This is a genomic window from Pedobacter sp. Leaf132, from assembly GCF_920984695.1.
Classification (GTDB): domain Bacteria; phylum Bacteroidota; class Bacteroidia; order Sphingobacteriales; family Sphingobacteriaceae; genus Pedobacter.
The window spans coordinates 154,795-178,563 of record NZ_CAKLBO010000009.1 but is presented as its reverse complement, the minus strand read 5'-3'; the positions used below and the strand labels follow the sequence as shown (position 1 = coordinate 178,563).

Sequence of the window (23,769 nt, the reverse complement as noted above, 5' to 3'; positions counted from 1 at the left end):
TTATTCCAATAAATTGTACCTCAAAATAGTTTCCATAAAAATTAGATGATCTCCAGAATTCAACCTCTTGATATTCATTGGCTTTTTGAGGTGATATTTTTAACTTAACCAAATAATAAAATCTTATGGCTGCAGATATTAAACGTGTATTCGACCTCCTAAAATTTAGTCTTGAACAGCCTAAGTCAGAATTTATTAACGGAAAAGTAAATGGCAAGTGGATAAATTACAGTACAGAAGAATTTTGTGCCACCGTTGATAGTTTGAGCCGAGGTTTAATAAAAGTTGGCATTAAAAAAGGTGGTAGAGTTGCTGTAATGTCTCATAACAGACCAGAATGGAACATTGCAGATTTTGCTGCAAATCAAATTGGTGCTTATCAAATTCCTTTATATCCAACATTAGCTGATCACGATATTCAATTCATATTAAAGGATGCTGAAATCTCAATAATTTTTGTTGCGGATGAAGATTTATATAAGAAAGTAAAACCAAATATAGAGGCTGTAAATCCTCAAATTAAGATTTATACTTTTAATGAAGTTAGCGGAGCTGATAATTGGAAAGTGCTTATTAACGATGGGCAAAACAGTCCCGAAATTAATCTTGATGAGCATCGTAACCAAATTACACCCGAAGATATTCTTACCTTAATATATACTTCTGGAACAACCGGTACACCGAAAGGCGTAATGCTTACGCATAGTAATCTGGTTTGTAATTTTGTGCATTCTGCGGTGGTAATGCCGCAAGGCGTTAATAAAGGTTTAAGCTTTTTGCCACTTTCACACATTTTCGAACGGATGATAATTTATTTATATCTGTTTAACCGCACTTCAGTTTATTATGCCGAAAGTATGGAAACCATTGTTGCCGATATTCAGCATGTAAAACCTAATGCATTTTCTACCGTACCGCGTTTGTTAGAAAAGGTTTACGATAAAATTATGGAAAAAGGTAAATCGCTAAGCGGAGTAAAAAAGGGAATTTTCTTTTGGTCGGTGGCGCTTGCCGAAAAGTATACAATTGATGCCGGAGCCTGGTATAATTTTAAACTTTCCATCGCTCGTAAACTTGTTTTTAAAAAATGGCAGGAAGCATTAGGTGGCCAAATTGTGGTTATTGTTTCGGGTGGTGCAGCGTTAAATCCTCGTTTAGCCAGAATTTTTTGGGCCGCTGGTATGCCGGTATTTGAGGGTTATGGCTTAACAGAAACTTCGCCTGTAATTACGGTTAATCATTTCGGCGGTACAATGTTTGGTTCTGTTGGAGAAGTGATTAGTGGTGTAGAAGTTAAAATTGCACCAGATGGGGAAGTTTTAACCCGCGGACATCAGGTGATGAAAGGTTATTATAACCGTCCTGATTTAACCGACGAGGCGATTGATAAAGATGGATGGTTTCACACCGGCGATATCGGCGAATTGGTTGATGGTCGGTTTTTAAGAATCACCGATAGGAAAAAAGAGATGTTTAAAACGGCCGGTGGCAAATATATTGCGCCACAAATGCTAGAGAACAAGTATAAAGAATCTATTTTTATTGAGCAGATAATGGTTTTAGGCGAAAATCGAAAATTTCCGTCGGCATTGGTTGTGCCGAACTTTGAAACGTTAAAAAACTGGGCGGCTCGTAAAGGGATTTCGTTCACATCTAACGAAGAAATAATTAAAAACGAACAGATTTTAGCTAGATATAATGAAGTAATTGAAGCTGCTAATGTGGGTTTTGGTAAATGGGAGCAAATTAAACGAATTGCATTACTCCCAAAAGAATGGAGTATTGATGGTGGGGAACTTACACCAAAATTAAGCTTGAAAAGAAAGGTAATAACCGAAAAAAATAATACTATAATTGAAAAAATTTACAAAGATGCAGAAGACTATAAAGCTTCAACTTAATTTTATCCTAACAGGATGTTTTTTAATTGCCTTAACACTTTCTGGTTGTGTTAGCGGACAATTAGGTAAAAAAAATAGTGATGAATACAAAAACGGGATGGTGGTGTCTGCGCATCCCGAAGCATCAAAAGTTGGTGTAGATATTTTAAAAAAGGGTGGTAATGCTGTTGATGCTGCGGTAGCAGTTCAATTTGCATTGGCAGTTGTTTACCCCAATGCGGGGAATATTGGGGGCGGTGGCTTTATGGTTTATCGTTCATCAAAAGGAGAAATAAACACCCTTGATTTTAGAGAAAAAGGACCTTCTGCGGCAAGTAGAGATATGTATTTAGATTCTGCCGGAAACCCGATTGTAGCTAAAAGTTTGTACGGTCATCTTGCAGCAGGTGTACCAGGCTCAGTTGATGGCATGGTTGAAGCACATAAAAAATACGGTAAATTAACCTGGGCACAGGTTGTACAACCTTCTATTGATTTGGCTCAAAACGGCTTTCAAATTACCAAACGCCAGGCTGGTGAACTAAATGGTCTACACAGAAATTTTATGAAATTTAATCCGGATGGAACCGCATTTGTAAGTTTAGAAGGCACCTGGAAGGAAAATGATCTATTAGTTCAACAAGAATTGGCAAACACCTTAAAATTGGTTCAGGAAAAAGGTAGAGCAGGGTTCTATGAGGGAAGTGTTGCTGATTTTATTGTGGCAGAAATGCAGAAAGGGAAGGGTTTAATCTCTAAAGAAGATTTGAAAAATTACCATTCTGCATGGCGTAAGCCTATAACGGGGAATTATAGAGGATATAAAATTATTACCATGCCGCCAACATCTAGCGGCGGTATTGCACTTATTCAATTATTACAATCTGTAGAACCTTATCCACTAAAAAAATGGGGTCATAATGCAGATTCTACAGTTCAATTGATTGTTGAGGCAGAAAGAAGAGTTTATGCAGACAGGGCTACACACCTCGGCGACCCTGATTTTTATAAAGTGCCTGAATCAAAATTAACCAGTCTTAAATACAATACAAATAGAATGGCAAGCTTTAACTGGGCTAAAGCAACGCCGAGCGCTGAAGTTAAAGCAGGTGATGTAAATGCAAAAGAACATGAAGAAACCACTCATTTTTCTATAGTTGATAAAGAAGGAAATGCAGTGTCTATAACCACTACGTTAAACGGTTCTTATGGGTCGCTGGTTGCTGTAAAAGGTGCAGGTTTTCTTTTGAATAATGAAATGGACGATTTTTCTGTAAAGCCAGGGGCACCAAATATGTATGGTTTGGTTGGCGGAGAAGCCAATGCCATTGCTCCTAACAAAAGAATGCTTAGCTCTATGACACCAAGTATTGTTGAAAAAGATGGAAAATTATTTATGGTTGTTGGTACACCCGGAGGCTCTACCATTATAACGTCTGTATTTCAGACAATCATTAATGTTATTGATTTTGATATGTCGATGCAATCTGCTGTTTCTGCTAAAAAATTTCACCATCAATGGCTGCCAGATGAAGTGTATGTAGAAACAGGTGCTTTAGATAGTTTATCTACCGAGAAATTAAAATCAAAGGGGTACAAAATATTGTCTAGAGGGCCAATTGGGCGTGTTGATGCAATCCTTAGAACCAAATGGGGTTATTACCAAGGCGGAGCCGATCCGCGTGGTGACGATAAAGCTATAGGTTATTAATTTTAAATAGTTGAAAATTATTTATCATTCTTAAACATTTTTGGTATGACGATTGTAATAGGTGGGCAACGCTTATTAACGTTAAAACTTAAAACAAGATGAAATCAAATTTATTCAAATCCCTACCGGTTGTGCTAGCCGGATTATTAGTTGGGTCTACTGCAATGGCTCAAGAGCCTGCTACCTCATCAGCAACCCCTTTCAGAACTTGGTCAATTGGTGTAAATGCCGGTGGTTTAACGCCTTTATCTCCATTAGGTGGAAGAAACGATTTTAGCAATAACAAAACAAGTTTCGGCTACGGAGTATACGTGAAGAAACAATTAACTAACTATTTCTCTTTGCGTTTAGACGGAGTAATGGGTAAATTAAAAGGTGATAACACTGAAGCTTATGACAGTGGTTTCACTAATACAAGCACTGTATCTGCTTTCGATACAAAATTAAATTACTCAGCTAGCTTAAGTGCAGTTATCAATATGTTCAATATTGATATGTTCAGAAAAGAAAACGCTGTTCAACTTTACGCTTCAGCTGGTGCTGGTTTAGCTGGTTACAAACCAACTATCACTACTGCAGGTGGTTCATCGTCTTATGCAGGTGGAAAAACAATCAATGAATTAATTATCCCGGTAGGTGTTGGTGCAAAATTCAAAGTTTCTGATGGTGTTAATATCGATTTAGGTTGGACTATCAACTATGTTGATGGTGATAATTTAGATGGTTTATACAAAAACGGAACTAACGATAAATACAACTATGCTTACGCTGGTTTAGAGTTTGCATTAGGTAAAGGAAAACAATTAGCTTTCCATAATCCGGTTGCTGCTACTTATGATGAAGCACTTGCTGCAAAAAATACGGCTAATGCATTAAAAGGTGATTTAGATGCTCAAAAAGCTGAGAATGCTAGATTACGTTCTGAAATGGCTGATTTATTAAAAGATACAGATGGTGATGGTGTGGCTGATAAATTAGACAAATGCCCAGGAACACCTTCAGGTACAGTTGTTGATGGTTCAGGTTGTCCTTTGAAAACTCCTGAAAAAGTTGTTGAGAAAGTTGTAGTTACTGAAGAAGATCGTAAAGTTGTTAACGAAGCGATTAAAAACTTAGAATTTGATTTAGGTAAAGCTACAATTCGTTCTAAATCTTTTGCATCATTAAACAGAGTTGCTGCTTTATTGGTACAGAAAAACTTTAGCTTAAAATTAGCTGGTCATACTGATAACACAGGTTCTAAAGAATTAAACTTACGTTTATCTAAAGAAAGAGCAGAATCTGTTAAAGCTTACTTAGTTTCTCAAGGTGCTAATGCCTCTCGTATCGAAGCTACAGGTTACGGAATGGGTCAACCAATTGCAACTAACAAAACTGCAGCTGGTCGTCAGAAAAATCGTCGTGTAGAATTTACTTTATACTAGAAATTAATAAATTATAAAAAATGCCCCTTGATTTTCATCAAGGGGCATTTTTTATTTAAAAGATATTTTGTTATATAATAAATAATTATTATTTTAGATAATCTCATCCCACTAATCTTTAATCTAAAATCGCTCAGGATGAGAAAAATAAATTTATTGCTTATAATAGGGTTCACGTTTTTACCCTTGTTTTTAATTCGTGTAAAAAGGATAATTCATCAAACTTATCAATTTCTGATAAAATTTCAGATGCAAAATCTTGGTACTTAGAACAAATTAAGAATAAAAATAGCAACCTTAATTCAAATACTGGAAGCTCAATTAAGATTGAGCAGCAACCCGAATGGGATAATGTAAAAACGCAGTATTTGAATGAACAATCTCTTATACTTACTGTACCAATAAAGACTAATCTTTTTGATTTAACTAATAAAAAGGGTCAATTATATTTGGTAATCAAAGTTGAAAATGACCTTAGAAGATATCAAATATTAAATCTATTTAAGGAAAATTTATCTGATACAACAAGCTTAACGCCATTAAAGTTGTATAAACTTACGTCATTAGGTAAAAAGATTAAGGATAAATCAATTCTTCGATTTCAAAATTCGAGCGACGAAAATAAACTGTCTAATAAACAACCAAACCTTAAAGTTAATAAGCTGCAAAGTTTGAATAAATTAAAGGATAATATAATAATGGAATCCAATTGTGTCCACTATTATTGGGTTGATACGTATTATGAGAACGATGTTGAAGTAGATCAGCATTGGTCTTATCTATTTAGTACAGGATGTGGAACGAATGGTCCGAATGGGGTTGACCAAGAAGAACAACCTCCCGGTGATACTGGAACAGGTAAAGATGAATCTTTGGATACAGACTGCGAGTCATTCGTTTTTATTAAAACTTCAGGCGCAAATTGGCAAGAGGCAGGTCTAAATAAAATCAAGCTTGAGTGGGTTTGGGTTGGGGGTAGTAACAGGTTAATTAGGCATATTGATGTTAATCATATTGTCTTTGGCTTGCCGACATATTACACAAAGAGTAATGGAGATATTGTTGAGTTGTCAGCTGGTGGAGCCGCAAATAGATCTGCACAAGCCGTTGAATTTGCTAGAAATATGACGTATACGGAATTTAGAAACGCTCCATATTTACCAAATGATGCCGCAGTAATTCAGTATTTTAAAATACAGCTTAATCTCTATACGATGACCCACATGGGGACTGCGGGAACGAACGGAACTGGAAGCCCTAATATAGTATTCCGAAATGAAGAAAGAAGTGATTGGACAAATCCGAATGATTGTTAAATTTAATTTTAAAAAAAGTTTTCTAACTTTTTTGCTACTATTACCCGTAACTATGTCATATAGCCAAATCGAATCAAAATATAATTTTAAGTTAGATAAATTAATTTTTCAAAAAGAAACTTTGCTTCAACTTATTCATAAACAATTTAATTATTACGAATTTAATTGGGAAGAAAGATTCGAGCTAAATAATGAATTCTCTATATATAAGATAAACCGTCGGGCAACTTCAACTATTGAAAATTATTCTTTGTTTGGTTATGCAGTAGAACATTTGTATGGATATACTAACGGTAATGCTAGTGAATTTGCTATTTATTTAATGGTCAAATTGGATGTATTTTTGCTTAACAAAATTGTTTCGGAATTAGGAAATCCTGAAGGAATTGAATCTAAAATTAATTCTTTAGATGACCATAACATTTTGTTCTGGAGTAAGGAACGTTTTCAGGTCTTAATGACTAAACGTGATTTTGGTAATAATAAAAATAAATGGGGAATTATCATCTCGAATTTGTCTTATAAAGCATTAATTAGGGATGAATTAGGAATAAGGTAGGTATTAATTAGGAAATTTTATTTGACATTTTAAGTTTAATCATGCTTACGTAATTCATTGAAAGGTAATAAATTAATGATTTTTAAATCGTTTGTTTCGTGTTTTATATTTACGTTTATAATCAAAGTAGGCTTTTCGCAAGAAAGGGCGAAGACCTGTATTTATATTTTATGGCAGATTCTTCAAAGAGGATTTATAAGAATGTGACTAAAGAACACGATATATTTACCTATTCATATATCTCCAGTGATGGAAAAAGAGAACTTATTTTCTACTTCTAATTGTAAATAAATTCTCATTATGAAAAATGTAATTCTAACTATATCCTTAAGCTTTTTAATTATCGCCTGCAAAACGCAAAAGCCTCTTGCCAAAATGGATGAGGGAAAAATTAATATATCCGGAGAAACTTATCTGATAAAAAAACCAGATCATAAACGTACTCAACTCGTAAATACATCAAATAAATTTTCCAAAGTAAGATTTTATGCTCCAAATTTACCCCAAGATATAAAAATAAACAGCTATATTAAATTTGATAAAAAGATAGTGACCCAAATATGTGCTAAATATATCCCACTTAGTATACTAGAACAGTTACCGAAAGGTTTTAATGATTTTTTATTTATTGGCTTTAAAATGAATGAAAATGGAAGTCCTATTGAGATAGAATTTCTGATGAAAAATACCTCGCTACTAACTCTAAGTCAATTAAAAGAAATAGAAGAAGAGTTAAAAGCTGGAAAATTTAAAGTTGTTATACAACCTGAGATAAAACAGTTTTTAAAAGGTATTAATTATTTCGAAGTAGATATTCCGGTTCTATACTCTGATATGCTTAAATCAAAACAAGAGAAATTTTAAGAGTAGAGGTAACTGCAATGATTTATAAATTAGTTTTGGCATTCTGTCTTCTTTATTTAAACTTAAATGCTCAAAAACGAGAAAAAAAAGATTTGTATCTCTATTTTAAAGTTGATTCTTCAAAAGTGATTTATAAGAAATATTTAAAAATCGGTGAAACTAAAAGATTAGATAAGAAAATAGATCGCTCAGAAACGAAGCATGACATTTACACTTATTCATATATTTCCAGTGATGTAAAAAGAGACCTTATTTATGACCTTTTTGCTAGTATAAATAAGAATAATTTTTGTATTACTGATAGTAGCATTCTTAAGAAGAAAAGAGTTTTACCCTATCAAAATTTAGAAAAAATTAAGGGGTTAATCAGTGACGAGTGGAATCAGAAAAATTTTAAATATAAACGTGTTTTTATTGTAGAAAAACTTGCAGAAAATCAGTTTAAATCTACTCAGGTTCAGCTATATTTTCCTTTTACCTCTCATGGCTTTAGAACCAGAGATGTTGGCTCAAAAGAAACAATAGTACAGCCATAAAATTATATTTTTTATTTAATCGTTTTTATCAGTTTCTGAATACTACTTAAATCATTCATTTCAAAATTTAAGGTATTAGGGGAGAATTTTTGATAGATGATTTGATTATCCCGACTGTCGTAAATGCTAATTATTTTATCACTACCACGTTGTGTATAAATCACATATTTGATTGGTGTGCTCTTATCTAAAATCAAAGTATCTAATTCTTTAGATGTGGCAAACTTTAATTTATATGTATATGGCTCTTGTATTGTATTTGCATCATAATTACTCACAGCGCCAGGAATTTTAATTGTGCTAAAAGCTTGTTTAATGTATTCCGGAACATAAAGTGTTTGATTTGCCAGTTGCGGTAATCTAACCTTATTGTAAAACTCTAATTCAAGTACTCTATTTGTGGGCGAATTTAATCCGTCATTTATTTGTTTTAAATAACCTGCCAATATTCCTGACGACCAATTATAAAAGTTAGATTGATTAAAAAGCTGACCTAATAATTTTGATTTCTTTGCCTTCTTCGAACCTGATTGCTCATCCATCGAGTTTACCTGCAAATTTGTATAAACATCTGCAAATAGGGTAACTGTGGCTAATACCGATTCTTCTTTCTCTTTTGCTTTTTTGCCAGGAGTAGCCAGCTTCAAAACATAAACTACATTAGCTTTACTTGTATTCTCAAATTCTTCGCTATAGGCATCAAAATAAAAAAAAGAATAATTTGCAAGCGTATCATATTTAGCTAAATCTTCTGGTTTTATGATTTTGTATGGGGTAATCGTCCAGCTTTTTTTTATAGCAGCATCAAATTTTTCTAGTTCCGTGTAGTCTTTGTATTGAAGTGTAAAAAGCGTTGTAGTTTTTTTAAATGCCTCAAATTTTTCTGGTGGGATTGATTCTTTTCCAAAGTAGGATACTTGCGCAGAGCTAATTCCGTAGCATAAAGTGAATAAAAAAAACAGCTGAATTTTTCTTAAGTGTAGCATAGGGTATTTTTTCATTTGTGTAGAATCAATTATAAGAATCTTTTGACAAATATTTTCAATTTTCCTATTGCATTAACAAAATACATTCATTAGCTTTGTTATGCAAGCATAATAAATTGAATAAATGAAACAACAGCAAACTATAGATTACCATGTTAAGTTTGCATGGCAAAACATGTTTAATAAGTATAACCAAATGGCATCAAGCTTTGGGATTACCCAGGCAATTGGCTACATGCTTATAAACATTAATGATGATGAAGGTACTGCTGTTTCAAACCTTGCCGGCTTGCTTGGGGTTAAAGCAACAAGCCTTTCTCGAATGCTGAATAACATGGAAGAAGCTAAGCTTATTTACCGCGAAACTTCAGTAGGAGATAAGCGTTCGGTAAAGGTTTTTTTAACTGATTTTGGAAAAGAAAAGAAACAACTGGCCAAAGGCGTTGTACGGAAATTTAACGAATATTTAGATGAGCACTTTACTAAAAAGGAAAAGGAAACGTTCATCAATCTATTAATAAAACTTAATGATATTACGGTAGCATATACTGTTGATTAAATATATTTTCTGATGAAAAGAAGCATAAATAAAGTTGCTGTTTTAGGTTCGGGTATTATGGGCTCACGCATTGCTTGCCACTTTGCTAACATTGGCGTAGAGGTTTTGCTTTTAGATATTGCCCCAAAAGATTTATTACCAGAAGAGGAAGCAAAAGGCTTAACGCTCGATAAACCAGCAGTAAAAAATCGGATTGTAAATACTGCTTTGCAAACCGCTGTAAAAACAAATCCATCTCCGGTTTATTCTAAAAAGGTTTTGAACAAAATTAAAACCGGAAATTTTGATGATGACATGTCTAAAATTGCAGGCTTTGATTGGGTTATCGAAGTGGTGGTTGAAAACCTTGACATTAAGAAAAAGGTTTTCGAGCAAGTTGAGCAATTCCGCAAACCAGGTACTTTAATCACATCTAATACTTCTGGTATTCCGATTCACTTGATGGCTGAAGGTAGAAGCGATGATTTTAAAGCGCATTTCTGTGGAACACATTTTTTTAATCCGCCCCGTTACTTAAAATTATTGGAGATTATTCCAACGCCTCATACCAAGCCAGAAATTGTTGATTTCTTAATGCATTACGGCGACAAGTTTTTAGGTAAAACTACTGTTTTATGTAAAGATACACCTGCATTTATTGCCAACCGTGTTGGGGTTTATTCTATAATGGCTTTGCTACATTTAGTAGAGAAACTGGATTTGACCGTTGAAGAGGTTGATAAATTTACGGGTCCGGCTTTAGGCAGACCAAAATCGGCTACCTTCCGTACTTCGGATGTGGTGGGTTTAGATACTATGATTAAGGTTGCGAAAGGACTTTATGATAATTGCCCTGACGATAAAGCACATGATTTATTCAAACTTCCAGCCTACGTGCAAAAAATGGAAGAAAATAAGTGGTTGGGCGATAAAACCAAGCAAGGTTTCTATAAAAAAACCAAAACGGCTGATGGCAAAACCGAAATTTTAGCCCTTGATTTAAAAACGCTTGAATATAAACCTCAGCAAAAGGTAAAATCGGCTACGCTAGAGATGACCAAGCCTGTAGAAAATCTTCGCGAACGCATGAAGATTTTTGCTAAGGGAAAAGATAAAGCCGGCGAATTATTCCGCCATTCTTCTTTCGGTTTATTTGAATACGTTTCGGATAGAATTCCTGAAATTTCTGATGAATTGTATCGCATTGATGATGCCATGCGAGCTGGTTTTGGTTGGGAATTAGGTCCGTTTGAACTTTGGGATGCGGTTGGCGTTAAAGAAGCGCTCGAAGGAATGGAGCAATATGGAAATAAAGCTGCGGCTTGGGTTCACGAAATGCTTGATGCCGGGCATACTTCATTCTACAAAGTGGAGGCAGGCGTTAAGAAGTATTACGATATTCCATCAAAATCTTATAAAGCCTTACCAGGAACTGATGAATTTATCATTTTAGATAACATCCGAGAAAATAAAACGCTTTGGAAAAACTCTGGCGTATCGATTATTGATTTAGGCGATGGCATTCTGAATGTAGAATTTCATACTAAAATGAATACCATCGGTGGCGATGTAATCTCCGGAATTAATAAAGCCATTGATATGGCAGAGAAAGATTATCGCGGTTTGGTGATAGGTAACGATGGCGCAAATTTTTCTGCCGGGGCAAATGTCGGGATGATTTTTATGATGGCGGTAGAGCAGGAATGGGATGAGTTGAATATGGCCATCAGAATGTTTCAAAATACATCTATGCGCATTCGTTACTCCTCAATTCCGGTTGTTGTAGCGCCTCATAATTTAACATTAGGTGGTGGCTGTGAGTTCAGTTTACATGCAGACCATGTTCAGTTATCGGCAGAAACATATATGGGTTTGGTAGAATTTGGCGTAGGTGTAATTCCTGGCGGCGGCGGAACAAAAGAATTTGCTTTACGTGCATCTGATGAATTTAAAGACGACCAGATTGTTCAAAATGCTTTGAAGGAACGTTTCTTAACCATTGGAATGGCTAAAGTTTCAACATCTGGTTACGAAGCTTATGAGTTAGGTTATCTGCAAAAAGATAAATTTTCTATCTCGATGAACCGCAACCGTTTATTAGCTGATGCAAAAGCTAAAGCGATTGAATTAGCCGATGCTGGTTATACAAAACCTGTTCAACGAACTGATATAAAAGTTTTGGGTAAACAAGGTTTAGGAATTGTATACGCCGGTGCAAATAGCATGTATGCTGGGCATTTTATTTCCGAGCATGATAAAAAAATCTCTGAAAAATTAGGCTACGTTATGTGTGGCGGCGATTTATCAGCCCCGACAGAAGTGAGCGAACAATATTTGCTGGATTTAGAAAGAGAAGCATTTTTATCTCTAGCAGGGGAAAGGAAGAGTTTGGAGCGAATTCAAAGCATCATTACAAAAGGAAAACCATTAAGGAATTAGATTGAGTATCGAGATATGAGTATCAAGTATCAAGATTGGAGTTTGTCTAGTCGTCTCGTCATTGCGAGGCACGAAGCAATCTTTAGGGATGGGCTTTTTAAAGAGTTAAAAATGCTGAGGGGTATCCTCCTTTGGAAGAAGCAGGGTAGGATTTTTGTTTAAACCAAACCTAAATTCTCTAAACCCGATAGAAGTGGAAATACTTTTTGGTAGTTATAGCAAAAAAGATTGCTACGTAGTTCCTCTTCGCCTACCTACTGCAGGCAGGCAATGACGAAAATGGGCAGAATGACAGAAGTTTACAAAAGATTGAAATGCTTAGCCTGCTTGCGGTAGGCAGGCGGGACTATCCTAACCAATGAAATGCAGGTTTTGCTTTTCTAATGATTAATAAATAAAAATAGAATACTGGCGATTTCAAATTTGAGCCCTGTCTTGATACTTGATACTCGCTATTTAATACTAATAAAAATGGAAGCATACATTATAGCCGGATATCGTACAGCAGTGGGCAAAGCGCCACGTGGCGTATTTCGTTTTACAAGAGCTGATGATTTGGCTGCAGAAGTGATAAGAGCTTTGGTGGCATCGGTTCCGAATTTAGATAAAGAACAGATTGACGATGTAATTGTAGGTAATGCAACTCCGGAGGCAGAGCAGGGTTTAAACATTGCCCGAATGATTTCGCTGATGGGACTGGATACGGATAAAGTTCCGGGCGTTACGGTAAACCGTTATTGTGCATCTGGTTTAGATACCATAGCAACTGCGGTTGCTAAAATTAAAGCTGGTATGGCCGATTGTATTATTGCGGGTGGGGTTGAGGTTATGAGTGGAATGCCTTTTGGTGGTTGGAAATTGGTTCCAAACGCAGAAGTTGCAAAAAACAATCCGGATTGGTATTGGGGCATGGGTTTAACTGCCGAAGCGGTTGCCAAAGAATATAATGTAAGTAGAGAAGACCAGGATGCTTTCTCGTTGAAATCTCACGAAAAGGCTATTCATGCCATAAAAAATGGCCATTTGAAAGATGGCGTTTTGCCAATTACCATTAACGAAAATTATTTAGATGAGAACCTGAAAAAGAAAACACGTTCTTACGTGGTAGATACAGATGAAGGCCCGCGGGCAGATACAACTTTAGAGAAACTGGCGAAGTTAAAACCTGTTTTTGATGCGGTTGGAAGTGTTACGGCTGGTAATTCATCGCAAACATCTGACGGAGCAGCATTCGTTTTGGTAGTTTCTGAAAAGAAAATGAAAGAACTAGATGCCGAACCTATTGCAAGATTAGTGAGTTATGGTGTTGCTGGTGTGCCACCAAGAATTATGGGTATTGGTCCGATTGAGGCGATTCCGAAAGCATTAAAACAAGCAGGTTTAAAGCAAGATGATATTGATTTAATAGAATTGAACGAAGCTTTTGCTTCACAATCTTTAGCCATTATCAGAACTTTGGATTTAAACCCTGATGTAATTAATGTAAATGGTGGAGCGATTGCTTTAGGTCACCCGCTGGGTTGTACCGGAGCCAAGCTTTCGGTGCAAATGCTAAATGAATTAAAGAGACAAAATAAAAAGTATGGAATGGTTACTATGTGCGTAGGTACAGGACAAGGTGCAGCAGGGATTTTTGAGATGTTTTAGACGATTTGGGGAATGAGTATTGCGTATTGAGAGAAATCATACAGTCAAATTCTTAACAAATGCATAATATTAAAGACTTAAAAATATGGAGTAGAGCAATTGATTTAGCTATACGAATTTATGGTGTTTCTGGTAAATTTCCTGCTGATGAACGATTTGGTTTAATATCTCAAATTCGACGGTGCGCAATTTCAATTCCTTCAAATATATCGGAAGGAGCAGGCAGAAATACAAAGGGAGAGTTTAAGCAATTCTTAGGAATTGCGAATGGCTCTTGTTACGAACTTCAAACGCAAATAGTAATTGCCCAAAAACTGGGGTTTATCAATGATGTAGATGGTAGTAATATTTTAGATGATATAGATACTCTTCAAAAAATGAATTATAAGCTTCAATCGGCACTAATACAGAAATAATTAACACTGCGAAATGTGATTGAAAAATCGACTCAATACGCATTACGCAATTCACAATACTAAACTATGAGCAACACAATTAAAGGCGGCGAATTCTTAATTAAAGAAACTGCTTACCAGGATGTATTCATTCCTGAAGAATTTGATGAAGAGCAACAAATGATTGCGCAAACTTGTCGCGATTTTTTAGCAGCTGAGGTTTATCCGAATTTAGATAAAATTGATAAACAGGAAGACCCTGATTTAATGCCTACACTATTAACCAAAGCTGGCGAATTGGGTATTCTTGGTGTTTCAGTGCCCGAAGAATACGGCGGTTTCGGTAAAAACTTTAACACTTCAATGCTGGTTGCCGATGTGGTTGGCGCCGGACACTCATTTGCAGTAGCACTTTCTGCTCATACCGGAATTGGTACTTTGCCAATTCTATACTATGGCAATGATGAGCAAAAGGCGAAATATATTCCAAAATTAGGCTCTGGTGAATGGAAAGCGGCTTATTGTTTAACTGAGCCAAATTCGGGTTCTGATGCAAATTCTGGAAAAACTAAAGCAAAATTGAGCGATGATGGTAAACATTACATCATCAACGGACAAAAAATGTGGATTACCAATGGTGGTTTTGCTGATATTTTTATTGTTTTCGCAAAAATTGATGATGATAAAAACTTAACCGCTTTTATTGTAGAGAAAGATTTTGGTGGCATTACCATGAATCCGGAAGAACATAAAATGGGTATCAAAGGCTCATCAACTCGTCAGGTTTTCTTTAACGATTGCCAGGTTCCTGTTGAGAATATGTTAAGCGATAGAGAAAATGGATTCAAAATCGCGGTAAACATTTTAAACATTGGTCGTATAAAATTATCTGCAGCAGCAATTGGTGCTTCAAAAGCTACGCTTAGCACAGCGATAAATTATTCAAATGAGCGGATTCAATTCGACAGACCAATTTCAAAATATGGTGCAATTCGTTTCAAAATTGCAGAAATGGCTTCGAAACTTTACGCTGTTGATGCTGCAAATTATCGTGCGGGTCAAAATATTGATGACACTTACGAACAATTGGTTGCCGGTGGAATGGAATCGGGCAAAGCCCGATTAAAATCGGTAGAACAATTCGCAGTTGAATGCGCCATTTTAAAAGTTTGGGGTTCTGAAGCTTTAGATTATACGGTTGATGAAGGTGTTCAGATTTATGGAGGAATGGGTTTCAGTGCAGATGCACCTATGGATAGAGCATACCGTGATGCCCGCATTAATAGAATTTTTGAAGGTACGAACGAAATCAATCGTCTGCTTACGGTAGATATGATGTTGAAACGTGCTATGAAAGGCGAACTGGATTTAATGACGCCTGCAACTGCTGTTGCGACTGAATTAATGAGCATTCCTGATTTTGGTGAAGAAGACACAACTTTATTTGCCGCAGAGAAAAAAGTTTTAGCCAATTTGAAAAAAGCTACCTTAATGGTTGCCGGTTCCGCGGTTCAAAAGTTGATGATGACGCTAAGTAAAGAGCAGGAAATTTTGATGAACATTGCAGATATGGCAAGTTATGTTTACGTATTAGAATCAGCTTTGCTAAGAACAGAAAAATTGGTTTCTATAAAAGGAGAAGATGCTTGCGCCGGACAGTTAGATTTGCTTAGAATTTACATGGTTGAGGCAGTTGACGGTATTGCCAAAGCCGGTAAAGAAGCACTTTGGGCTTTTGCCGAAGGCGATGAACAACGCATGATGTTGGTAGGTTTACGTCGTTTTACAAAAGTGGAACCATTTAACGTAAAAGAAGCTCGACAAAGAGTTGCTCAGCAGTTGATAGAAGCAAATAAATATATTTTTTAAAAGCTTAAAGCATTGTGCTGAAAGCCTAAAGCTGAGCTCCCGAGCATTCAGCTTTAGGCTTTTTGCTTATAGAGTGTTAAATTTGGTTAAAAATTGTCGCAACCATATTAAAAGCTTATTTTTGCGAACTATGCTTAAGCTAAAACATTTTTTCTTAATGGTTTGCATTGCAGGATGCTTTGCGGCCTGCAAAAAAACAGACGTGGGTGAAGTTTACGATCCACTTCCACAATTTAAAGCTGATACCACTGCAATTAGAGCATTTACCAAAACAAACAATATTGTGGTACAAAAGGATGAAAGTACAGGCGTGTTTTATCAGATTATTGCGGCGGGTACTGGTACCTATGTGTATACAACATCAAGTATTATAACTGTTGATTACACCGGGAAACTGCTTAACGGAACTGTTTTTGATAATTCTAATGGTACACCAAGAGAGTTTACATTAAGCCGCTTAATACCAGGATGGCAAATTGCTATACCAAAAATTCAGAAAGGTGGGCAGATTAGGTTTTTTGTTCCATCTTATTTTGGCTATGGAAATGTTGCGCAAGGCTCTATTCCTGCAAATTCTATACTTGATTTTACCGTTACCCTTAATAATGTAGCCAATTAATGAAGTATAAATTTTTAAAAATTACTGCATTCTGCTTTCTTTTTATTTCGGTTTTATTTACAGCTTGTAAAAAGGATGAAGATGCTGAAAAGCAGATGACTGAATTTATACAAAAGAATAAAATACAAGCAACTAAGCACCCTTCAGGATTATATTATCAAATTATAAAACCCGGAATAGGTTCTTCAACTTATCCATCAGGGACTAAAATAACCATCAAATACGAAGGCAGATTGTTAGATGGAACTGTGATAGATGATGGTGGAAAAATTGAAAATACTTTTGTGCTTGCGCAATTGATAGAGGGTTGGAGAATTGGAATACCTTTAATACAAAAGGGCGGAGAAATAAGATTAATAATACCCTCAGAACTTGCCTACGGCAGTGAGGCAACTGGTCCGGTACCGGCAAATTCGGTTTTGGATTTCACAATACAATTAATAAACGTACAATAAATTAATGAAGAACTTTACAAAAATCAACCTTATGCTAGTTCTACTTGCAGCTGTAATATTTACATCTTGCAAGAAAAATGAAGAATCAATTCAGGTTGTAGATGATGCTGCAATACAAACGTACATCAAACAGAATAATTTAACCATGACCAAGGATGTTACAGGATATTATTATAATATTACAGCACTCGGAAATGGTGTTGAGTTAAAAAATCCTGATTCTATTTTTTATTCCTATACATTCAAAACATTATCCGGAACAGTATTAAATCAATCAGACAAAATCGCTATTCCCGGTACATTTCTTGGTTATTCGGATAGGTTTGTTATTAATGGTAGCCCTTACACCTTAACACCAGTACGCGAAGTTTTATCTAAGCTAAAAAGAGGAGGTAAAGCAAATGTTATCATTCCTTCTAACCTTGCTTTTGGGAGAAATGGAATTGCGGCTTTAGGTATAGAATCTAATGAAAATATTTTAGTTGAACTTGGAATTTATACTCAAGCTAAAAGACACGAATTGGATGATTACCTAATAGATACTTTTTTAGCCGCAAATTCTTTAACTGCTATTAAAGATCCATCTAGAGTAAGATACATTGTTACTCAACAAGGTACAGGTACAGACCCAATATCAAATAATAGTACAATATCTGTAAATTATACAGGTAGATTTTTAAACGGAACCAGTTTTGATAAAACTGATGGCACTCCATTATCTTTTGAATTGTTAAGCACAATTGCAGGATGGCAAATTCTTAAGAATTTTAAAGCAGGAACGAAAGTTAGAATATTCGTTCCTTCGGATTTAGGTTATGGAACTTCAGGCAGTTCAACCGGAACTATTCCACCTAATACCAATTTAGATTTTGATATCGAAATCGTAAGCGTTAAGAATTAAGTGCTTCCTTAAAAACTTTAAGCACTCTATCTCGTGCAAATGTATGCTCAACCATTGGTTGGGCATATTTTTTTGTTCCATATTCTGGTACCCACTTCTTTACATATTCAAATTTTGGGTCGAATCTTTTGGCCTGTAATTCGGGGTTAAAAACCCTAAAATATGGTGCTGCATCATTTCCCGATCCTGCCGCCCATTGCCAGCCACCAACATTACTTGCCATTTCATAATCAAGTAATTTCTCAGCAAAATATGCTTCGCCCCAGCGCCAATCTATTAGTAAATGTTTCGAAAGAAAACTTGCAACAACCATTCTAACCCGGTTGTGCATCCATCCGGTTTCGTTCAATTGGCGCATTCCCGCATCTACTAATGGGTAACCAGTTTCACCCTTACACCAAATTTTAAATTCTTCTTCATTATTTCTCCATTTAATTTTATCGTATTGCTTTTTAAATGAATCGAAACCTGCATAAGGAAAATGCCACAAAATCATCATATAAAACTCCCGCCACGCCAATTCTGATAACCAAACATTGGATTTCGCTTCAATTGCATCAGCTACTGCTTTTCTAATGCTTAAAGTGCCGAAACGCAAATGCAAGCCTATGTGTGTTGTGCCTTCTATTGCAGGGAAGTCTCGATTTTTTGCATAATTATCCAGTTTATCTTTAAAGCTTAATGGCGGGAATTTTAAATCACTTTTTTCAAAGCCCATTTCATTAAGTGTAGGTAGCGCAAAATGTGATGTTTGGTAAAGGTTTTTAAAGTATTTTTTTGTGGGATAACTTTTATAATAAAAATCTTCAAGCTTTGCCAGCCATTGTTTATAATAAGGAGTAAATACAGTGTATGGGGTTTTATCAGCTTTTAAAATCTCGCCTTTTTCAAAAATCACTTGGTCTTTATAGGTTTTAAAGGCGATTTCTTCGCTTGCAAAGAACTCCGCAATAGCATCATCTCGTTCTTTAGCATAAGGCTCGTAATCGTGGTTTGTGTAAACTTCCTTTACCTCAAATTCCTTTAAAACCTTTGGCCAGATTTTTTCGGGTTTACCATATTCTATTAAAATATCAGATTTGTTAGACTGAAGTTTACGCTTTATATCTTCTAATGTTTGAAAAATGAACGTTACCCTTGCATCATTTTTTGGAAGCTTATCTAAAATATTCTTATCAAATATGAAAAGTAAAAGTACCGGGTTTTTACTTTTTAAAGCATTATACAGGGCTGCATTATCTTCTAATCTCAAATCACGGCGTAACCAGCAAATGTTAACAGTTTTCTTCATCTTAATAAGTTGGATTTTTAATCGTCAAATTTAGCCTTTATAGATGTTTTTTAAAGCATCCTGTATTTGGGTAAATTTAAAAATATATCCCGCATCTAAAAGTTTTTGTGCAGATGTATTGTTGCTCATTAAAATGGCATCAGCTCTTTCGCCCATTATTATTTCTAAGGCTTTTTTTGGTACATTAATTGGCCAAACTGGTCTGCCGAGCTCTTTAGCAATTGCTTTAGTTAATCCTTTATTGGTTACGGGGAATGGTGCGCAAGCATTATAACTTCCTGCCATTTTAATGTTTTCTAGTGCCTCAAGATATATCCCAGTCATATCATCAATATGGAGCCAGGGTACCCATTGTTTTCCGGTTCCAATAGCTGCGCCAGCAAATAGTTTTACTGGCAAGGCAAGTGGCGGCAATGCTCCGCCATCTTTAGCAAGCACAATTCCGGTTCTAATTTTAACAACTCTTAAGCTATGTTTTTTTCCTTCATCAACAGAATTTTCCCATAATTGGCAACAATCTGCTAAAAATCCAAAACCATTCGGACTATCTTCTGTCAAAATTTCATCTCCGCAATCGCCATAATAACCAACTGCCGATGCAGAAATGAAAGTTTTAATTTGATGATTTTTATTTTCTGCAATCGCTTTGTAAAGTAGTGCTGTAGATTTTACTCTACTATCAATGATTTGCTGCTTCCGCTCTGCCGTCCATTTTTTGTCTACAACGCCCTCTCCAGCTAAGTGAATTATGGCATCAACGCCATCCAGGCAACGGCTGTCTATTTCTTGTTTATAAACATCCCACTGGTATGCATTTGCTTCTTTTTCAGGCTTGCGAGATAAAGTATTTACTTCGTAATTTTTACTCAAAAGTAGTTTCTTCAAAGAAGAACCTACCAGACCAGTTGCTCCGGTTATCAGAATTTTTTTTGCCATCTTTTAACAACACTAAAGATACAAAACGGTTTTTTAGATTACATCCATTTTTAGCTTATGGTAATTAGTTATTCATTTTCTCTCATTCGTCATTCCCGCGTATGCGGGAATCTTAAAGCTAAAGAAGGATAATCTAATACATTAAAATTTCCTATTAAATAGGGAATGACGTGTTGTTTGCAAATATTTTGATTATTAAATCTACAATCCAGCAATTACTTTATTTTTTGGTGATTTTACCGAATAACTCAATTTTATAATTTTAGTTTCGTTTGGTGCAAGTTTAAAATTCCAATTTAAAATTCCGGTATCTTTATTTACTTCAGCGCCGCTGTTTTCTAATAATTCTACTTCAACATCACTTTGTGTTGATAGCGGATATTGGTCTTTTAGTGATAGCTCAACAGATTCCTTTTTAGTGTTTCTAACCTTAATTAGATAGGTAAAAAGTTGTTTTTTATTACTTCCAATAAATTTTGTGCTGCTAAAATCTTCTTGCTTTTCTTTTGTGATGATGATTTTTTTGTCTTTACCCATACTTAAGCTTAGTGTATCTAAAATATTATTTGGGTTGATAAAAGACTTGCCGGTATATGTGCCTTCGAAAATGATATTTGCGTTGCCAGCTTGCAGATTCAATTTTTCCCAGTCGAGCACATCTGCTAGCAAATAAGCATCATTACTTATACGTGGGGCAGCATAATATTTATATTTTGCAGGTACATTATACTCTTTAAAAGAAACCGTATGTGGCTTATTGTCGCTATTTATATCATAAGGAATATCAATATCGAAAGTTACGCCAAGCTGGGTTTCATTTACTGATGTGTAATTGTTTATTGTTGAAACCGAAGCGGCTACATTTTGTCTTTTTTCTGCTTTACCATAGCCAATCATCAGGGTTTCATTAAGCTTGTTTTCATCTGCCAAAGGCGATGCCACACCTCTTATTTTTATACCTTGAACCTGACTAGCTAATGATTGTTGTTTTGGTAAAAAGGCTGAAACAAACCAAGGATTTAAAATTGGTGCAGTAATATTATAATTTGGGTTGCCTGTTGATAAAGAAAGCTTTACCTTTTTCCAATCTAAACCAGTGCTTTGAGTAATTGCACCTTTGTAAACTATAGCTAATGGGCTTGTTGTGTTGGTTGCCTTGATATCATAACTTGCTAACCAGGTTGCACTTGGGGTTACATAACTAACATTATAAATTGCATTAGTACTTTCCTTTGCCATTAATTGCAGAACCAATTGCCCCAATTGCTGGTTTGGATTATTCCTCAATTCAGCCAATTGTTGTTGCAAAGCGTTTAATTTTTTGGTTTGCCTTTCTTCTGTTGCTGATATTGATACAATCGCGTTGCGAACTTCTGCACTTTTTGTTCGATAATAATCTGCAAGTTTAATAAGTTCGGCAACATTTGTTCCGGTATTTGTACCGCCCGATTTTCTATTTTCATCCAATAAAATCAAAGTTTGTTCTTCAATGGTTTTAGCATTTTTTGTTTTCGATAATTCTGCATTAACGATTCTGATGCTATCATTCAATAGCTTTATTTCAGGATTAGCAGCATCGGTTTTTAAAAAATCGCGGTTAAACTGAACAGCTAAAATGGTTACCCCGGTTGATACCTCAACTTGAATGGAGTTTTCATTAACACGGCCCGAAATATTATTAATTACAATTTCGGATGTGCCTGCCGGAAGATTGATTTTTCCGGTATGCAAAAGTTGGGCGCCATTATTATAAACGGTTACCTGCTCTAACGATGCTTTACTTTTTATTTGTTGTTGTGCAAAAACACTTAGTGGGAATAATAGCGCAATTAAAATTCGTTTCATTTTGATTTGTGTTGGGTTAAAATTTTACAAATGATGCATTGAATGTTTATTTTCCACAAGGCAATTTAATTTTGTAGGTGATTTGTAAAGAATTCTTAAGGGTTTTGATGCGTAGAAAAAATAAGATAAATTTGTGGTTAAGCTCTTCATCACAACTTCTACAATAAGCATGTCTAAAAAAATTCTAGTCTGGTTTAGAAATGATCTTCGACTTCACGATAACGAGATGTTGGTAGAAGCAATTGCTAAATCTGATTCAATTTTACCTGTTTACATTTTCGATTCTCGTTCCTTTGGAGAAACCAAATACGGTACGCTAAAAACCGGAAGTATCAGAGCGCAATTTATTTTGGAAAGTGTTGCCGCATTAAGAAATTCACTTAAGCAAATAGGCGGCAACCTACTTGTAGCTCAAGGTAAACCTGAAGATATTATTCCTGCTTTGGTTCAGGAATATGAAATAAATGAAGTTTATCATCACCGTGAGGTGGCTGAAGAGGAAACAAAAATTTCGAGCGAATTAGAAAACGGATTGTGGAAACTCAGGATAAATTTGAAACATTTTATTGGGCATACGCTATACAATAAAGAAGATTTACCTTTTCCAATAAAGGATATTCCGGATGCATTTAATCAATTTAAAAAGAAAATTGAGAGAGATGCAATTATAAAGCCTTGTTTTGCGGCTCCAGATAGAGTTAATGTTGCCGAAGTTATTGATTGGGGTAATATTCCAACGATTACTGATTTTGATTTAAGTACGCCAAAGAAAGATACTCGGTCTGATTTTGAATATATTGGAGGTGAGGCTGAAGGAATTGCTAATTTGCAAAAGGTTACAATTGCGATGCAACAAGCCGCCACTTCAAAAAATTTGATATTGGCATCTAAACTTTCTGCCTGGTTGGCAATGGGTTGTTTATCACCAAGAAAAGTTTATTGGGAGATTAAAAAAATGGAAAGCATGCCTAATACTAAGGCAATGTTTAATCATATTTTACTGGGCTTATTGTGGAGAGATTACTTTCGCTTTATGTTTAAAAAGTATGGGAATAATTTTTTTAAACCTAATGGTTTCGGTAGTCAAGGTATTGTTGATGAGGTAAATACTGCTGAAAATCTTAATAATTGGAAAAACGGACAAACAGGTTTTGCCATTGTTGATGCAGTAATGACAGAGCTTAATCAAACAGGTTATATTTCAAATGTAGCCCGCCAAACTGCTGCACTTTATTTAATTAATAATTTAGAAGTTAGCTGGGTTTTAGGCGCTGCATATTTTGAAGAAAAACTGATAGATTATAATCCGGCAAGCAATTGGGGTAATTGGGCAAATATGGCTGGTGTTGGTAACGACCAAAAATCTAAAAGTGTTTTCGATTTCGATAAGAATCTTAAAAATTTAGATCCTAAAGGCAATTATGCGCTTACCTGGGCATCATAGGTAATAATAGATTTATTGATTTTTGACTGATTGAATATGCGATCATTACATTTGCAAATTCAAAAATCACTAATTTTTTAATTAAAAATCCATTCATTTATCCATAATGATTCT

The 23,769-nt window shown here is 35.3% G+C and carries 20 protein-coding genes; 16 read left to right on the top strand and 4 right to left on the bottom strand.

Features of this window, described 5'->3' with window-relative positions:
* Positions 1-125 precede the first annotated feature (125 nt).
* The 7 genes from LUA86_RS15835 to LUA86_RS15805 all read left to right on the top strand — a co-directional run bounded on the left by LUA86_RS15835 (position 126) and on the right by LUA86_RS15805 (position 8,290).
* A complete protein-coding gene (locus LUA86_RS15835; RefSeq protein ID WP_231464490.1) occupies positions 126-1,901 on the top strand; it encodes a long-chain fatty acid--CoA ligase in 1,776 nt (591 codons plus the stop codon).
* The gene (ggt, locus tag LUA86_RS15830; protein WP_231464487.1) at positions 1,873-3,591 is read left to right on the top strand and encodes a gamma-glutamyltransferase; all 1,719 of its coding nucleotides are present in this window, start codon (positions 1,873-1,875) and stop codon (positions 3,589-3,591) included. Before LUA86_RS15835 ends, ggt begins: the two co-directional genes overlap by 29 nt.
* 98 nt (positions 3,592-3,689) lie before the next feature.
* On the top strand, positions 3,690-5,015 hold the full coding sequence (locus tag LUA86_RS15825; protein ID WP_231464484.1) for an OmpA family protein: 1,326 nt from the start codon (positions 3,690-3,692) through the stop codon (positions 5,013-5,015).
* A 368-nt stretch (positions 5,016-5,383) separates the two neighbouring features.
* On the top strand, positions 5,384-6,331 hold the full coding sequence (locus LUA86_RS15820) for a hypothetical protein (protein ID WP_231464483.1): 948 nt from the start codon (positions 5,384-5,386) through the stop codon (positions 6,329-6,331).
* Positions 6,291-6,890, top strand: coding sequence for a hypothetical protein (locus LUA86_RS15815; RefSeq protein ID WP_231464479.1), 600 nt, complete (start codon positions 6,291-6,293; stop codon positions 6,888-6,890). Before LUA86_RS15820 ends, LUA86_RS15815 begins: the two co-directional genes overlap by 41 nt.
* A 300-nt stretch (positions 6,891-7,190) precedes the next feature.
* Entirely contained in the window at positions 7,191-7,754 is a 564-nt protein-coding gene (locus LUA86_RS15810) for a hypothetical protein (RefSeq protein WP_231464477.1), read from the top strand.
* Between the two features lie 17 nt (positions 7,755-7,771).
* Positions 7,772-8,290, top strand: a complete 519-nt coding sequence (locus tag LUA86_RS15805; RefSeq protein WP_231464476.1) for a hypothetical protein — start codon at positions 7,772-7,774, stop codon at positions 8,288-8,290.
* A gap of 11 nt (positions 8,291-8,301) precedes the next feature.
* On the opposite strand, the gene LUA86_RS15800 is transcribed toward LUA86_RS15805, so the two are convergent.
* The gene (locus LUA86_RS15800; protein ID WP_231464474.1) at positions 8,302-9,291 is read right to left on the bottom strand and encodes a hypothetical protein; all 990 of its coding nucleotides are present in this window, start codon (positions 9,289-9,291) and stop codon (positions 8,302-8,304) included.
* Between the two features lie 109 nt (positions 9,292-9,400).
* Here LUA86_RS15800 and LUA86_RS15795 point away from each other — a divergent pair, with 109 nt between their 5' ends.
* The 8 genes from LUA86_RS15795 to LUA86_RS15760 all read left to right on the top strand — a co-directional run bounded on the left by LUA86_RS15795 (position 9,401) and on the right by LUA86_RS15760 (position 18,139).
* Positions 9,401-9,835: a MarR family winged helix-turn-helix transcriptional regulator gene (locus tag LUA86_RS15795; RefSeq protein ID WP_231464473.1), complete on the top strand. Its 435-nt coding sequence runs from the start codon at positions 9,401-9,403 to the stop codon at positions 9,833-9,835.
* 12 nt (positions 9,836-9,847) lie between these two features.
* Positions 9,848-12,253, top strand: a complete 2,406-nt coding sequence (locus LUA86_RS15790; protein WP_231464470.1) for a 3-hydroxyacyl-CoA dehydrogenase/enoyl-CoA hydratase family protein — start codon at positions 9,848-9,850, stop codon at positions 12,251-12,253.
* A 471-nt stretch (positions 12,254-12,724) separates the two neighbouring features.
* Positions 12,725-13,900 carry an acetyl-CoA C-acyltransferase gene (locus LUA86_RS15785; RefSeq protein WP_231464467.1) on the top strand — a complete coding sequence of 392 codons (1,176 nt, stop codon included), beginning with the start codon at positions 12,725-12,727 and terminating at the stop codon, positions 13,898-13,900.
* Between the two features lie 59 nt (positions 13,901-13,959).
* Complete coding sequence (locus tag LUA86_RS15780) at positions 13,960-14,316, top strand: four helix bundle protein (protein ID WP_231464464.1); 357 nt, start codon at positions 13,960-13,962, stop codon at positions 14,314-14,316.
* A gap of 66 nt (positions 14,317-14,382) precedes the next feature.
* A complete protein-coding gene (locus tag LUA86_RS15775) occupies positions 14,383-16,164 on the top strand; it encodes an acyl-CoA dehydrogenase family protein (protein ID WP_231464461.1) in 1,782 nt (593 codons plus the stop codon).
* Positions 16,165-16,294: 130 nt separating this feature from the next.
* A complete protein-coding gene (locus LUA86_RS15770) occupies positions 16,295-16,783 on the top strand; it encodes an FKBP-type peptidyl-prolyl cis-trans isomerase (protein WP_231464458.1) in 489 nt (162 codons plus the stop codon).
* A complete protein-coding gene (locus LUA86_RS15765; RefSeq protein ID WP_231464455.1) occupies positions 16,783-17,238 on the top strand; it encodes an FKBP-type peptidyl-prolyl cis-trans isomerase in 456 nt (151 codons plus the stop codon). The genes LUA86_RS15770 and LUA86_RS15765 overlap by 1 nt, the downstream gene beginning before the upstream one ends.
* A gap of 31 nt (positions 17,239-17,269) precedes the next feature.
* The gene (locus tag LUA86_RS15760; protein ID WP_231464452.1) at positions 17,270-18,139 is read left to right on the top strand and encodes an FKBP-type peptidyl-prolyl cis-trans isomerase; all 870 of its coding nucleotides are present in this window, start codon (positions 17,270-17,272) and stop codon (positions 18,137-18,139) included.
* Here the strand turns inward: LUA86_RS15760 and LUA86_RS15755 are convergent.
* The 3 genes from LUA86_RS15755 to LUA86_RS15745 all read right to left on the bottom strand — a co-directional run bounded on the left by LUA86_RS15755 (position 18,129) and on the right by LUA86_RS15745 (position 22,211).
* On the bottom strand, positions 18,129-19,430 hold the full coding sequence (locus tag LUA86_RS15755) for a deoxyribodipyrimidine photo-lyase (protein ID WP_231464449.1): 1,302 nt from the start codon (positions 19,428-19,430) through the stop codon (positions 18,129-18,131). The two genes, LUA86_RS15760 and LUA86_RS15755, sit on opposite strands and share 11 nt — an antisense overlap.
* Positions 19,431-19,460: 30 nt before the next feature.
* Entirely contained in the window at positions 19,461-20,366 is a 906-nt protein-coding gene (locus tag LUA86_RS15750; protein WP_231464446.1) for a TIGR01777 family oxidoreductase, read from the bottom strand.
* Positions 20,367-20,567: 201 nt separating this feature from the next.
* Positions 20,568-22,211, bottom strand: coding sequence for a DUF4139 domain-containing protein (locus tag LUA86_RS15745; RefSeq protein WP_231464443.1), 1,644 nt, complete (start codon positions 22,209-22,211; stop codon positions 20,568-20,570).
* Positions 22,212-22,380: 169 nt separating this feature from the next.
* Here LUA86_RS15745 and LUA86_RS15740 point away from each other — a divergent pair, with 169 nt between their 5' ends.
* Entirely contained in the window at positions 22,381-23,655 is a 1,275-nt protein-coding gene (locus tag LUA86_RS15740; protein ID WP_231464440.1) for a DASH family cryptochrome, read from the top strand.
* The last annotated feature ends 114 nt before the right edge of the window (positions 23,656-23,769 follow it).

Bases quoted from the DNA above. Each gene is read 5' to 3' on its own strand.
- LUA86_RS15785 (WP_231464467.1), top strand. From the start codon at position 12,725: ATGGAAGCATACATTATAGCCGGATATCGTACAGCAGTGGGCAAAGCG.
- LUA86_RS15835 (WP_231464490.1), top strand. From the start codon at position 126: ATGGCTGCAGATATTAAACGTGTATTCGACCTCCTAAAATTTAGTCTT.
- LUA86_RS15765 (WP_231464455.1), top strand. From the start codon at position 16,783: ATGAAGTATAAATTTTTAAAAATTACTGCATTCTGCTTTCTTTTTATT.
- LUA86_RS15795 (WP_231464473.1), top strand. From the start codon at position 9,401: ATGAAACAACAGCAAACTATAGATTACCATGTTAAGTTTGCATGGCAA.
- LUA86_RS15760 (WP_231464452.1), top strand. From the start codon at position 17,270: ATGCTAGTTCTACTTGCAGCTGTAATATTTACATCTTGCAAGAAAAAT.
- LUA86_RS15770 (WP_231464458.1), top strand. From the start codon at position 16,295: ATGCTTAAGCTAAAACATTTTTTCTTAATGGTTTGCATTGCAGGATGC.
- LUA86_RS15815 (WP_231464479.1), top strand. From the start codon at position 6,291: ATGAAGAAAGAAGTGATTGGACAAATCCGAATGATTGTTAAATTTAAT.
- LUA86_RS15805 (WP_231464476.1), top strand. From the start codon at position 7,772: ATGATTTATAAATTAGTTTTGGCATTCTGTCTTCTTTATTTAAACTTA.
- LUA86_RS15755 (WP_231464449.1), bottom strand. From the start codon at position 19,430: ATGAAGAAAACTGTTAACATTTGCTGGTTACGCCGTGATTTGAGATTA.
- LUA86_RS15745 (WP_231464443.1), bottom strand. From the start codon at position 22,211: ATGAAACGAATTTTAATTGCGCTATTATTCCCACTAAGTGTTTTTGCA.
- LUA86_RS15780 (WP_231464464.1), top strand. From the start codon at position 13,960: ATGCATAATATTAAAGACTTAAAAATATGGAGTAGAGCAATTGATTTA.
- LUA86_RS15775 (WP_231464461.1), top strand. From the start codon at position 14,383: ATGAGCAACACAATTAAAGGCGGCGAATTCTTAATTAAAGAAACTGCT.
- LUA86_RS15800 (WP_231464474.1), bottom strand. From the start codon at position 9,291: ATGAAAAAATACCCTATGCTACACTTAAGAAAAATTCAGCTGTTTTTT.
- LUA86_RS15740 (WP_231464440.1), top strand. From the start codon at position 22,381: ATGTCTAAAAAAATTCTAGTCTGGTTTAGAAATGATCTTCGACTTCAC.
- LUA86_RS15810 (WP_231464477.1), top strand. From the start codon at position 7,191: ATGAAAAATGTAATTCTAACTATATCCTTAAGCTTTTTAATTATCGCC.
- LUA86_RS15790 (WP_231464470.1), top strand. From the start codon at position 9,848: ATGAAAAGAAGCATAAATAAAGTTGCTGTTTTAGGTTCGGGTATTATG.
- ggt (WP_231464487.1), top strand. From the start codon at position 1,873: ATGCAGAAGACTATAAAGCTTCAACTTAATTTTATCCTAACAGGATGT.
- LUA86_RS15750 (WP_231464446.1), bottom strand. From the start codon at position 20,366: ATGGCAAAAAAAATTCTGATAACCGGAGCAACTGGTCTGGTAGGTTCT.
- LUA86_RS15825 (WP_231464484.1), top strand. From the start codon at position 3,690: ATGAAATCAAATTTATTCAAATCCCTACCGGTTGTGCTAGCCGGATTA.